Origin of the sequence: Pseudomonas sp. B37(2017) (assembly GCF_002112885.1) — a bacterium.
Lineage (GTDB): Bacteria > Pseudomonadota > Gammaproteobacteria > Pseudomonadales > Pseudomonadaceae > Aquipseudomonas > Aquipseudomonas paraglycinae.
The window spans coordinates 1-12,971 of record NZ_NEIX01000014.1; the positions used below are offsets into that span (position 1 = coordinate 1).

At 60.7% G+C, this 12,971-nt stretch carries 10 protein-coding genes and 1 pseudogene; 6 read left to right on the forward strand and 5 right to left on the reverse strand.

Annotated elements, in window-relative coordinates; translation table 11 throughout:
- Nucleotides 1-356: 356 nt before the first annotated feature.
- A complete protein-coding gene (locus tag CAF90_RS25925; protein ID WP_085608929.1) occupies nt 357-1,313 on the reverse strand; it encodes a threonine dehydratase in 957 nt (318 codons plus the stop codon).
- A 97-nt stretch (nt 1,314-1,410) separates the two neighbouring features.
- Between CAF90_RS25925 and CAF90_RS25930 the strand changes: the two genes are divergently transcribed.
- Nucleotides 1,411-2,256 (forward strand): AraC family transcriptional regulator, encoded by an 846-nt coding sequence (locus tag CAF90_RS25930; RefSeq protein ID WP_085608930.1) that lies wholly within the window; start codon nt 1,411-1,413, stop codon nt 2,254-2,256.
- Between the two features lie 61 nt (nt 2,257-2,317).
- Nucleotides 2,318-3,157, forward strand: coding sequence for a glutathione-dependent disulfide-bond oxidoreductase (gene yghU, locus CAF90_RS25935; protein ID WP_085609000.1), 840 nt, complete (start codon nt 2,318-2,320; stop codon nt 3,155-3,157).
- 54 nt (nt 3,158-3,211) lie between these two features.
- Here yghU and CAF90_RS29420 read toward each other — a convergent pair.
- Nucleotides 3,212-3,319: pseudogene (locus tag CAF90_RS29420) on the reverse strand (DUF2269 domain-containing protein); the annotation flags it as partial.
- Nucleotides 3,320-3,469: 150 nt separating this feature from the next.
- Nucleotides 3,470-4,111 carry a LysE family translocator gene (locus CAF90_RS25940; RefSeq protein ID WP_085608931.1) on the reverse strand — a complete coding sequence of 214 codons (642 nt, stop codon included), beginning with the start codon at nt 4,109-4,111 and terminating at the stop codon, nt 3,470-3,472.
- Between the two features lie 155 nt (nt 4,112-4,266).
- On the opposite strand from CAF90_RS25940, the gene glcD reads away from it, so the two are divergent.
- From glcD to CAF90_RS25960, 4 genes are all read left to right on the forward strand, one after another.
- Nucleotides 4,267-5,766 (forward strand): glycolate oxidase subunit GlcD, encoded by a 1,500-nt coding sequence (glcD, locus tag CAF90_RS25945; protein ID WP_085608932.1) that lies wholly within the window; start codon nt 4,267-4,269, stop codon nt 5,764-5,766.
- The gene (gene glcE / locus CAF90_RS25950) at nt 5,766-6,830 is read left to right on the forward strand and encodes a glycolate oxidase subunit GlcE (protein ID WP_085608933.1); all 1,065 of its coding nucleotides are present in this window, start codon (nt 5,766-5,768) and stop codon (nt 6,828-6,830) included. The genes glcD and glcE overlap by 1 nt, the downstream gene beginning before the upstream one ends.
- A 3-nt stretch (nt 6,831-6,833) precedes the next feature.
- On the forward strand, nt 6,834-8,066 hold the full coding sequence (gene glcF, locus CAF90_RS25955; RefSeq protein WP_085608934.1) for a glycolate oxidase subunit GlcF: 1,233 nt from the start codon (nt 6,834-6,836) through the stop codon (nt 8,064-8,066).
- Nucleotides 8,067-9,025: 959 nt separating this feature from the next.
- Nucleotides 9,026-9,796, forward strand: a complete 771-nt coding sequence (locus CAF90_RS25960) for a helix-turn-helix transcriptional regulator (RefSeq protein WP_085608935.1) — start codon at nt 9,026-9,028, stop codon at nt 9,794-9,796.
- 66 nt (nt 9,797-9,862) lie between these two features.
- Here the strand turns inward: CAF90_RS25960 and CAF90_RS25965 are convergent, their stop codons facing one another.
- Nucleotides 9,863-11,818, reverse strand: coding sequence for a MacB family efflux pump subunit (locus tag CAF90_RS25965; RefSeq protein ID WP_085609001.1), 1,956 nt, complete (start codon nt 11,816-11,818; stop codon nt 9,863-9,865).
- Nucleotides 11,819-11,820: 2 nt separating this feature from the next.
- Nucleotides 11,821-12,969 carry a macrolide transporter subunit MacA gene (gene macA / locus CAF90_RS25970; RefSeq protein ID WP_085608936.1) on the reverse strand — a complete coding sequence of 383 codons (1,149 nt, stop codon included), beginning with the start codon at nt 12,967-12,969 and terminating at the stop codon, nt 11,821-11,823.
- Between the last annotated feature and the right edge of the window lie 2 nt (nt 12,970-12,971).

The window sequence follows — 12,971 nt, forward strand, 5'->3', positions numbered from 1 at the left end:
GATCTCTCGTTAGCGGGAGGCGAATTCTACAGCGTTACACGCTGCTGTCAACACCTCTTTTTCTCCGCTTTCGACCGAGAAGATCGAACCGTTGAAAGCGCCAGACAAACCGGCATTTCCAACTCCTCCCAGGCTTCGATGAACTGAAGCGACCCACCTTCGAAACCTACTTAACTCATTGAATCTCAAGGAGTTTTTCGTTTCGACTGCGCCGGAAGTGGGGCGAATTATAGAGACTCAGAATCTGCCGTCAACCCTTAATTTGCGTTTCTATCAAGAGAGGGAAAAAGGCCGCTTCTATGTAGACGCGAACGTATCGCTACCACTGAATGCCGACCCCGCCTACACATCCGTAATCAACCAATCACCTTCGCATACACCGACCGGTCGATATTCCCCCCGGACAGAATCACCCCGACCTTCTTCCCCTCCATCCTCCCACGCTCCTGCATCAACGCAGCCAACGCTGAGGCGCCTGCACCCTCTGCAAGGTTATGGGTATCGGTGTAATACACACGCATGGCTTCGGCAATCTCGCCTTCGCTGACCGAGATGATCCTCGCCGCCCCTTCCTTATAGATGTCGAACGCCTGCGCAATCGGCTTGCGCACAGCCAGGCCATCGGCAAAGGTATTCGCCGACGCCGTTTCGCAGATCACATTCGCTTCGAACGACAGCTTGGCAGCTGCGGCCTCCGTCGACACCACCCCCACCACTTCAGTATTCAGTCCTAGCGCGTCGCGAGCAGCGATGACACCACAGATCCCCGATCCGCAGCCGATGGGCACGTAAACCGTATCCAGATCCGGCGCCGTAACGAACAGCTCCAGCGCATAGGTCGCCACGCCCTTGACCAGTTCAACGTGAAACGGCGGCACCAGAAAAAGGTCATGCTCCTGCGCCAGGCGCGCCGCCTCTTCACGGGCCTCGTCAAAATCACGCCCGTACTCGACCACCTCACCACCAAAGCCGCGCATGGCATTGTTCTTTTCCACCGAGTTGCCCTGCGGTACTACGATCAACGCTTTCAGGCCCACCGCCCGCGCTGCCAGCGCCAGACTCTGACCGTGATTGCCGCGCGTCGCGGAGACGATGCCTTTGACAGCCGGATGCTCACGACGCAGCCAGTGCATGAAGGTGATACCACCACGCACCTTGAAGGCGCCGGTCGGTGTGTGATTTTCATGCTTGACCCAAACGGTGCAGCCCAACCGCTCGGCCAGCAACGGCCAACGGTATTGGGCGGTAGGCGGCATCACCTGGTAAACCTGGCGGGCAGCGTTTTCGATGTCGTCGCGAGTGAATGTGTGCATTTAGATGGCTCCCTGGACTTTGGCCCAGTCTAGGCACGGACGCACCACGTCGGCTTTCAAAAAACCGACCTGACTTTTATCCGACCTCTTCTCTACTATGGTGCTCATGAACCATCGAAACCGGCGCCACCCCATAACCGTCGCTGAACCGATACGTCGTATCGAGGCCGGTCCGTGGGCGATCGAGTTGCTGCCGGGCGCAGCCTACTCGGCGCGGTACGTGGCGACCCAGTCAGCGATCGGCTTTGCCTTCGACAGCCAGCACGGCGTGCACGCCATTGGTACTGACCGGATACGCCCCTTCGATGCGATGCCCAATGGCCTGGCGTTTGTTCCGGCTGGATGTGACGTGCTGTCCGAGTCGCCCATGGGCGGCGAGTACCTGCGAGTGATACGCACCGACGGCACAGCACTGGCGGGTGACCGGGCGTTCAACAATCGCATCGACCCGCAGGCCATTCACCTCGCGTCGCGAATGCGCAGTGCGTTGCTGCATGCCTCTCTGGAGGATGACTGGGAAAGCTGGGCGCTCGGTCTGGCGGAACGGGTCGAAGGTCATGAAGCGGTGTCGCCTCCAGGCTCGATCACCAGCAGCCGCATGCGCCTGCTGGATGAATTCATCGACGCCGGTCTCGGCAATCCGCTCGCCGTCCCGGCGATGGCGCAATTGCTGGAGTTGTCCGAGGGTTACTTCATGCGTGCCTTCAAGCAGGCAACCGGCAAAAGCCCCCACAGTTACCTGATCGACAGACGATTGGCCAAAGCCCGAGCGTCAATGCGCGATACAACGGACAGTCTTTCGCAGATCGCCCTCGCCTGCGGTTTCAACTCGCAGGCGCATATGACCACAGTCTTCAAACAGCGCCTCGGCGTGAGTCCGGCGCAATTGCGCACAGGTTCGCGCCCACGCTCTGCCGCTGACGAACAGTATTCTTCTATATAGAGGGAGTGGCCGGCGACGATGTGGCCACATGATATTCCTCGCAACCGATGAGGTCCGTTTCATGAGCAAGGCGCCCTACGCTCCACCCAAGGTCTGGAAACACATCGCTCCGTCCGGCGGCCAGTTCGCCAGCATCAATCGCCCGATTGCCGGGCCGACGCACGACAAGACGCTGCCGACCGGCAAACACCCGTTGCAGCTGTACTCACTAGCCACGCCCAACGGCGTGAAAGTGACCATCCTGCTTGAGGAGTTGCTGGCGCTCGGGCGCACCGACGCCGAGTACGACGCCTGGCTGATCCGCATCAACGAGGGCGACCAGTTCTCCAGCGGCTTTGTCGAGATCAACCCCAATTCGAAAATTCCGGCGCTGCTGGATCGCAGTGTAGAACCGGCCATTCGCGTCTTCGAATCCGGCTCGATCCTGCTCTATCTGGCGGAAAAATTTGGCGCCTTCCTGCCCACCGACCTGGCGGGACGCACCGAAACCCTGAACTGGCTGTTCTGGCAGATGGGCTCGGCACCCTACCTGGGCGGCGGTTTCGGGCATTTCTATGCGTATGCGCCGGAAAAGCTCGAATACCCGATCAACCGGTTCACCATGGAAACCAAGCGGCAGCTGGATGTGCTCGATCGCCGCCTGAGCGAAAGCCCCTACCTTGCCGGCAACGAATACACCATCGCCGACATCGCGGTCTGGCCTTGGTACGGGCAATTGGTGCGCAACAACGTGTACTCCGCCGCCGAGTTTCTTTCCGCTCACGAATACACCCACGTGCAGCGCTGGGCGCAAGAGATTGCCGAACGGCCTGCGGTGATTCGTGGCCAGCGCGTCAACCGGACGTGGGGCGATGAAGCGAGCCAGGTTCCAGAGCGACATCAAGCAAGCGATCTGGATTGAGCTTCGCCTGATACGACGCGACGTCCGGTGCGGGTGTATCGGGCGTTGCGTTCGCTACACCAACAGGTCGACCCACTGCCCCGGCGTCATCTTCGTCACCATCAGCAGCACGATCACGAACATCCCCAGAAAACCGGCAACATCCATCCAGAACCATTTTCGGCAGCTCGATGTCAGGCATCTCAATCAAATGCCGATCAAATGCCGGCTGACAATGCTGCCGAAACTCCCATAACCGCCGACCACTAAAACCCTGAGTGTCACGCAATGCTTCCTTGAATGGATGACTGATTTCAGTCGGACGGCTTTTACTTACGCGGCCTGCCGACGCATCGTCAGAATCGCAGCCCCGAAACCGATAAACGTAGTCCCCACTACGCAACTGACCCAGCGGGACAGCGCAGGCCGGGTCAGCACGCCCTTGGCGCGGGAGGCAAGCGCCGCGTAGAGCGTCAGCGACGTAACCGACAACGCCATGAAAATCGAGGTGAGGATCAGAAACTGCGGCAGCAATGTCGCGCCCTGATCGATGAACTGCGGAAACAGTGCAGTGAAGAACATTGTCGCCTTGGGATTGGTCACGGCCGTCAGGAACGCTGACTTGTACAGTTTGCTGCGAGTGGGCCGGACCTTCTTCGACTCATCTTCAACGCTCTCGGGGAGCATCGAACCTTTTTTGAACAACTGCCGGATCCCGAGGTAGAACAGATAACCGGCACCGATGATTTTGACCGCGTTGAACAGCATTTCGGAGCTGGCCAGTAACGCCCCCAAGCCGAGCATCGCCGCAGCCGACAGACAGAACAGGCCGCTGGCATTGCCGAAAGATGACCAGATCGCGCTACGCTGACCGTGGGCCAGGCTGTTGTTGATCGCCATCAGGGTCGCAGGCCCCGGGCTTGCGATGGCAATCGCGGCAACCAGGGTAAAGGCCAGAATCGAGTGAGAATCCATTTTCCATGCTCGTTGGGGTGAGGTGGCCGCATATTACAGGAGCACGCGGGACAACGGACCTCCGGCCGCTACGCTTTACTTCTCGGTGTCAGCGGCCCAATGATGGAAAACGGCACCGGCCTCGAATAACGACAACGGAGGGTCGTCCACCGATCATGAACATTCTTTACGACGAACAGGTCGACGGCGTTTTGCCCGACGTCGACAAAGCTGCACTGTTGCAAGCCCTGCAGCGCCAGTGGCCGGATCTTGAAGTCCTGCATCAGCTTGAAGAACTCAAGCCGTATGAATGCGATGGCCTCTCCGCCTATCGCACCACGCCCTTGCTGGTGGTACTGCCACGGCACATCGATGAAGTTCAGGGTGTGTTGCGCATCTGCCACAAACGACGGGTGCCGGTGGTAGCCCGGGGCGCCGGGACCGGTTTGTCTGGCGGTGCCCTGCCTCTGGAAAAAGGCGTGTTGCTGGTGATGGCGCGCTTCAACAATATCCTGCAGATCGACCCCGAAGCCCGCACCGCGCGGGTTCAACCCGGTGTGCGCAACCTGGCGATTTCCCAGGCCGCTGCGCCGTTCGGGCTGTATTACGCGCCCGATCCGTCTTCGCAAATCGCCTGCTCCATCGGCGGCAACGTGGCGGAAAACGCCGGCGGCGTGCATTGCCTCAAGTACGGTCTGACCGTGCACAATCTACTCAAGGTCGAGATTCTTACAGTCGATGGCGAACATCTGACGCTGGGCTCGGACGCGCTGGATTCCCCCGGTTTCGACCTGTTGGCACTGTTCACCGGTTCCGAAGGACTGCTCGGGGTGATAACCGAAGTTACGGTCAAACTCTTGCCCAAACCCCAGACTGCCAAAGTGCTGCTGGCGGCGTTCGACTCCGTGGAAAAGGCCGGCCGCGCAGTGGCCGACATCATCGCCGCCGGCATCATCCCCGGTGGCCTGGAGATGATGGACAACCTGGCGATCCGCGCCGCCGAAGACTTCATCCACGCCGGTTATCCGGTGGATGCCGAAGCCATTCTGCTTTGCGAACTCGATGGCGTTGAGGCTGATGTCCACGATGACTGCGCGCGGGTCCGGCAAGTGCTCGAACACGCCGGCGCCACCGAGTTGCGCCAGGCCCGGGACGAGGCCGAGCGCGTGCGATTCTGGGCCGGACGCAAGAATGCCTTCCCCGCCGTGGGCCGGTTGTCGCCGGACTATTACTGCATGGACGGCACCATCCCGCGCCGCGAGTTGCCTGGCGTACTGCACGCGATTGCGCAGCTTTCAGCCGAATATGGCTTGCGGGTTGCCAATGTCTTCCATGCCGGCGACGGCAACATGCATCCACTGATTCTGTTCGACGCCAATCAGCCCGGTGAACTGGAACGTGCCGAAGCGCTGGGCGGCAAGATCCTCGAATTGTGCGTGAAGGTTGGCGGCAGCATAACCGGCGAACATGGCGTGGGCCGGGAAAAAATCAACCAGATGTGCGCGCAATTCAACCGTGATGAGCTGACCCTGTTCCACGCCGTAAAAGCAGCCTTCGACCCCGGCGGCCTGCTCAATCCCGGCAAAAACATTCCGACCCTGCATCGCTGCGCCGAATTCGGCGCCCTGCACGTACACCACGGGCAATTGCCCTTCCCCGAGCTGGAGCGGTTCTGATGGGTGACACCAAGGATTTCGATGACAGCGCCGCGTTGCTCGAGCAGGTCAACCGGGCACTGGAAAGCGCCACGCCGCTGCGCATCCAGGGGGCGAACAGCAAGGCGTTTCTCGGACGCATCATCGGTGGCGAGATTCTCGACACCCGCGCCCATCGCGGCATCGTCAGCTACGACCCGACCGAACTGGTGATCACCGCACGCTGCGGCACTCCGCTAACAGAATTGCTGACCGTGCTGGACGCTTCACAACAGATGTTGGCGTGCGAACCACCCGCATTCGCCGACGACGCCACGGTCGGCGGCATGATCGCCACGGGCCTGTCCGGGCCGCGTCGCCCCTGGTCGGGATCGGTGCGCGATTTTGTGCTGGGCACGCGGATCATCACGGGACGTGGCAAGCATCTGCGCTTCGGCGGCGAAGTCATGAAAAACGTCGCCGGCTACGACCTGTCGCGCCTGATGACCGGCAGTTACGGCTCGCTGGGGGTCACCACGGAAGTTTCGCTCAAGGTGCTGCCCAAACCGCGCGCGTGCCTGAGCCTCAGTCTGGAAATGACCGGCGAACAAGCCCTGCTGCGCCTGGCCGAATGGGGCCAGCAGCCGTTGCCGATCAGCGCCGCGTGTCACGATGGCCGGCAATTGCGCTTGCGTCTGGAGGGTGGTGAAGGTTCAGTGGCGGCCGCCCATGATCGCCTTGGCGGAGAGCTGATCGACAGTTCCTTCTGGGCCGACCTCAACGAGCAACGCCTGGGCTTCTTCGATGAAGACCAACCGCTCTGGCGCCTGTCCGTGCCGCTCAATACGCCGCCGCTGAACCTGCCCGGCGAGCAGTGGCTCGACTGGGGCGGCGCGCAACGCTGGCTCAAATCGACAGCCGAAGCGGCGACCATTCGCAAAGTGGTCGGCGAAGTCGGCGGACATGCGACCTGCTACAGCCACGGCCTGATCGATGAACCGTTCCATCCTCTGACGCCCGCCCTGCTGCACTATCACCGCCAACTCAAACGACAACTCGACCCCCGGGGCATTTTCAACCCCGGGCGTCTGTACGCGGAGCTTTGAGCCATGCAGACCACCCTCAGCCCGCAAGCCCGACAACTGCCCCGCGCCGAAGAGGCCGAACGCATTCTGCGCACCTGCGTTCATTGCGGATTCTGCAACGCGACCTGCCCGACTTATCAATTGCTCGGCGATGAACTGGACGGCCCGCGCGGACGCATCTATTTGATCAAACAGGTGCTTGAAGGCAACGAAGTCACGGCGAAAACCCAGCAACACCTGGATCGCTGCCTGTCGTGCCGCAACTGTGAAACCACCTGCCCTTCCGGCGTGGATTATCACAACCTGCTCGACATCGGCCGAGCGGTGGTCGACGCCGCCGTCCCGCGGCCGCTCGGGCAGCGCCTGTTGCGTGAAGGGTTGCGAAACATCGTGCCCAATCCGCGGTTGTTCAAAGGGTTGGTCAATGGCGGTCAGATATTACGGGCGCTACTGCCCGATGCCCTGCAAGACAAACTGCCACGCAACGCGGTGATGCCTGCATCACGTCCCGTCATCTCACATGCAAGGCAAGTGCTGATGCTGGAGGGTTGCGTGCAGCCGGGCTTGTCACCCAATACCAATGCAGCAGCGGCACGGGTGCTGGATCGTCTGGGCATCAGCGTGATCCCGGCCCGCGAGGCTGGTTGTTGTGGCGCGGTGGATTATCACCTCGCCGCCCAGGCCACCGGCCTTGACCGCGCCCGTCACAATATTGATGCGTGGTGGCCGGCCATCGAGCGGGGTGCAGAGGCGATCGTGCAGACCGCCAGCGGTTGCGGTGCGTTCATCAAGGATTATGGGCATTTGCTCGGTGCCGATCCGGTCTACGCCGAGAAGGCAAGACGTGTCAGCACGCTGGCCCGGGATCTGGTGGAAGTGCTAAGAGACGAACCGCTCGAATCCCTCGGCATCCACGCCGATCAGCGCCTGGCCTTTCACTGTCCCTGTACTTTGCAACACGCGCAGAAACTGGGCGGTGCGGTGGAGTCGGTGCTGACTCGACTGGGCTTCAACCTCACGACTGTGCCGGACGCACATCTGTGCTGTGGCTCGGCAGGCACCTACTCACTGACTCAGCCAACACTGGCCCGGCAGTTGCGCGAGCAAAAACTCAATGCCCTGGAAAGCGGCCATCCGGACGTCATCGTCACCGCCAATATCGGCTGTCAGGCGCACCTCGACGGTGCGGGGCGCACGCCGGTCCGGCACTGGATCGAATTGGTGGATGCCGCGCTGCCTTCGCTGACCGAGGCGTAGGATCGCTGGCGAGGGCCAAACGATGGGCGAAAAAAAACCGCCTTTGCGGGGCGGTTTTTCGGTAAGCCTCAGTTTGCGGCTGGGCTTGATGCATCTCACGGACAGCACTGACGTAGCGGAATACTATTTATCTTTGGCGTTCGTTGCAACGTTATTTTGCATGTGTATTGAATGTCATTATGTGAAGCCAAGGGCGGTCTTGACGGGCATTCAGAAGGCCTGATCATGCTGACAGAAATAACGAATTACAAAACTTGTCAGGCCTTTATCCAGGATCCTCAAAATCCCGTCATAAGACAGGTTAGTATGCGGACGCTCACTCGACAGTGCATACGTGAGGTTTGGCTGGAACCATAACGGTTTCATGCCCTTCGACACGGTTTTGCACCCGTGCCGGAATGATGGCTCGGAGGGATCACAACCGGCCGCCTCACGGACAGCACTGACCTGTCTGTCCGAAGGCACACATGATCCGGTAAGTGCGCTGGAGGTTTGGCCCCCGACCTGGAGGCCAAAACGTATGAAGCTGTTGCTGCGTACGCTGAGCCTCGTATGGAGATCGTTTCAAGCGTTCCGCTTTTACGAATTCCTGCGAGACCATTTCAACGACCTGAAGTAACCGGTCGTTGATGCGGGAAGAAGCCCGTTTCAGTTTCGGCTGAAACGGGCTTTTTTATGCGCGTTAATAGCTGTCATAAGTAGGACTTACCTGAAAACCTCTGTAGGACATTTCATTAATCACTTCGAAGACCTACGAACTTATTACCGCGACACGGGCAGCACCCTTCGCGCCACGCCACTCAGCCTGGTTATGAGCTAATAACCCCTTCATTAAACGGTCGCTCAAACGTTGTACTAGGATAGGATCCAAATTTCCCGATTTGTGGTCGCCGGCCAAGGACATCAGCCGGAGAGTCGGGAAAGCGCAATTCCCCCATTGCTACTCATGGATGAAACACATGAACTCACATCTGTTCCCTCACATCGGCAAGGTCATCGCCAGCACCGGCAGCCGGCATTTTCCGCGGATGCTGCATGACCTGATCCTCACCCAACTGGCCGTGGATGCCACACATATCCGGCAGATGCGCGTGGAGCCGGTCGGACGCGCGCAACCTCGCACCGATCCTGAATGCACCAAAGAGGCGACACTGACGGCCGAGACGGTGTATTCCGAACTGAGCACCGATCCCGGCAGCAGCGACGTGCCCGCCCCCGAACCCTCCACGGTCACCGATGCTTCACAGTTGCACCTGACCCGACGCAAGGACGGTTACCGTTATGTGATCTCCGTGTACCGCTGCGGGCCGTCAAAGCGGTTTTCCGCACGGGAGCGCAGCCTGTTGCAGGACATCTCCCCGGTGTTGCTGCCGATGGTGGAAAAGCACATCCACGCGCTGCAACCGGCGAATGCGGATCCCGAGGCGCAGGCCGCAGCGACCGAAGCATCGCTGCAAGGTCTGGAAACCCTGCGATTGCGCTTTTGCGAACGCGTGCAGCAACTGGGCCTGAGCCTGTCGAACCGTGAGATGGAAGTGTGCGTCGGCCTGCTTGCCGGCCGCACCGCGCCTGAACTGGCCGAACAGTTGCAGTTGAAGGTCAACACCGTCGAGAGCTACCTCAAGCGTGCCGCCATCAAACTGGGGATCAGCGGCCGCCATTCGCTGATGCGCTGGATGTATTCACCTGAAGACTGCCCGGCCGCCTGCGATCCGTCCAACGCGGCCTGATCGTTCACGCGCCTGTAAAAAAAACCGCCGCCCTGCCAGGGACGGCGGTTTTTTCATGCCCGCCGGTCAGTCCCGCGCCAACGCCTCGATCGGGTCGAGCCGCGACGCATTGCGTGCCGGCACGAAGCCGAACACGATGCCGATCAGCGTCGAGCAGATCACCGCCGTGAGCACCGAGGTCAGCGAGAACACCATTTCCCATTCCTTGATGAACAACGAGAACAGATGGCCGATGGCGTAACTCAGCGAAATACCGATGGCGCCGCCCAACAGACAGACCATCACCGCCTCCACCAGAAACTGCTGACGAATGTCCGACTGCCGCGCCCCCACCGCCATGCGAATGCCGATTTCACGGGTACGCTCAGTGACCGACACCAGCATGATGTTCATCACCCCTATGCCGCCGACCACCAGCGAAATCACCGCAATCAGCGACAGCAACAGCGCCAGTGAGCGGCTGGTTTTCTGCACGGTCTGCATCACGCTGTCGAGGTTGTTGGTGAAGAAATCTTTAGTGCCGTGACGCTGCAGCATCAGTTTGTTGACGTTGTCTTCCACCACCTTGCTCGGCTGGCCGTCCTTGATCCGCACGCTGATGCTGTCCAGGTAACGCTGGCCCAACAGCCGCCCGGCTGCTGTTTCATAGGGCACCCAGACGTTGAGCGACTTGCTCGACGAGAAGATGTTCTTGTTCTCCGCCGCCACGCCAATCACGGTGCACGGCAGGTTGCCGATCAGGATCACCTGCCCCAGCGGATCGACTCCTTCGCCGAACAATCGATGGCGGGTGTTGTGATCGATCACCACCACCTGCGCCTGGCGCCGGGCATCGCTTTCGCTGAATGCAATGCCCGACTCCATCTTGATTCCGCGCACCTGAAAGTACAGATCGCTGACCCCGTTGACCTGCGCATCGAGGTCGATATTGCGATAGCGCAGCAACAGATTGCGCCCGACCACCGGCGTGGCACTGTCGACGTAGTACAACTGATTGAGCGCCGTCACGTCCGCCGGCACCAGGGTTTCGATGGCGGCCGAACGGCTGTCGCCGAAACTGGTGCCGGAATAGATATCGATGGTGTTGCTGCCGATGGCCTGAATGTCCTTGAGCACATAGCGCTTGGCCCCTTCGCCGATGGCCGAGATCGACACCACCGAGGTGATGCCGATGACGATCCCGAGCATGGTCAGCAAGGTGCGCATCCGATGGGAGATCAGCGCGACCCAGGCCATGTTGAACGCTTCCTTGAACAACCCGAGGCTGGCCACCAGACGCCGCGCCGCCGTGGATTTGGGCACCGCGTCCTCATTGCTCAATGCAGTGGTGTCGCGCTCGTTGCGACGGTCGCTGAGGATTTCGCCGTCGCTGACCTCGATGATGCGCTCGGCGTTGGCTGCGACCTTGGGGTCGTGGGTCACCAGAATCACCGTGTGCCCGGCCGCGTGCAGCTCCAGCAGAATCCGCATCACCTCCTTGCCGCTGGTGGTATCGAGGGCGCCGGTCGGCTCATCCGCGAGGATCACTTCGCCGCCGTTCATCAGCGCGCGGGCGATACTCACCCGCTGCTGCTGACCGCCCGATAGCTGGCTCGGACGATGGGTCAGGTGCCCTTCCAGCCCAAGGCGCGCCAACAATTCACGGGCCCGCGCATGCCGTTGTGGCTCCGGCGTGCCGGCGTAGATCGCCGGCATCTCGACGTTGTGCATCGCGCTCAGATGCGGCAGCAAGTGGTAGCGCTGGAAGATGAAGCCGAAATAGTCACGGCGCAGTTCGGCCAGCGCCTGATTGTCCAGATCCCGGGTTTCCCGGCCATTGATCCTGTAGCTGCCGGCCGTGGCGTAATCGAGGCAGCCGAGGATGTTCATCAGGGTCGACTTGCCGGAGCCCGAGGCGCCGATGATCGCCACCATTTCCCCGGCGTGGATCGTCAGGTTGATGTTTTTCAGCGCCAGAAATTCACGGTCGCCCGCAGTGAAACTGCGGCTGATGCCGGTCAGTTGCAGCAGAGGTTCGGTCATGCTCATGCCCCTGCCACTTTCGTCACCGGATCACCGATCACCACCCGGTCACCTTCGGCCAGACCGTCGTTGACCTGCACCTTGACGTTGTTATTGATCCCGGTCTGCACATTGCGCGACTGCGCCTGGCCCTTGGCGTCCAACACCCGCACCGGGAAACTGCCGTCGTTGTTGCGCGGACCCAGCGCCGCGACCGGAATCGTCAGCACCGATTTGGCGGTGTCGAGCACCACCCGCACCTGAGCCGTCATGGAAATACGCAGACGATGATCGGGGTTCGGTACTTCGAACAACGCGTTGTAGAACACCGCCGTGTTCTGCTTCGGCGTGCCGGCGGGCGGGGTTTCGAGGAAGTTCTGCGGCGCAGGCTCGGTACCGCGCAGCTTGCCGTAATAACGCTTGTCCTCGCCGAGAATGGTGAAATACACCTCCTGCCCCGGCGCGATGTGAATGACGTCGGCCTCCGACACCTGAGCCTTGACGGTCATGGTGTCCAGGTCCGCCAGTTTGAGCAGGATCGGCGCCAGTTGGTTGGCGATCACGGTCTGGCCTTCCTGAGTCACGATGCCCACCACGTCGCCGTCGATGGGCGCGACGATTCGCGTGTAGGCCAGATTGACCTTGGCGGTGTCGATCTGGATATGCGCACTCTTGATCTGCGCGTCCAGCGACAACAGGTTGGCCTGCTGCACTTCGTAGTTCGATTGCGCGGTTTCGAAATCCTGCCGCGAGATCGAGGCGTCCTCCTGCAGGTTCTGATAGCGCTCGTAGATCGCCTTGGTCTGGCGCAGCTGAGCCTGAGTCGCCCGGCGCTGGGCTTGCAGATTCTCCTCATCGACCTGTGCCTGACGCAGGGTGTTCTGCAGCACCAGCGGATCGATTTCTGCGAGCCACTGGCCCTTCTTGACCTTGTCGCCGACCTTGACCTTGAGCGACTTCAACTGGCCCGAAACCTGGGCACCGACGTCCACCTGCTTGATGCCCTCCAGCAAACCGGTGGCCAACACTGCGTTTTCAATGTCAGCGCGTTCGACCGTGGCGGTCAGGTATTGCGGTGCCTCGGCCGGCGCCTGCACCGTGTAGAACACCAACCCGGCCACCAGCGTCAACGCGACTCCCAGACCGACTTTGCGCAACTTCGACTGTTCCATAA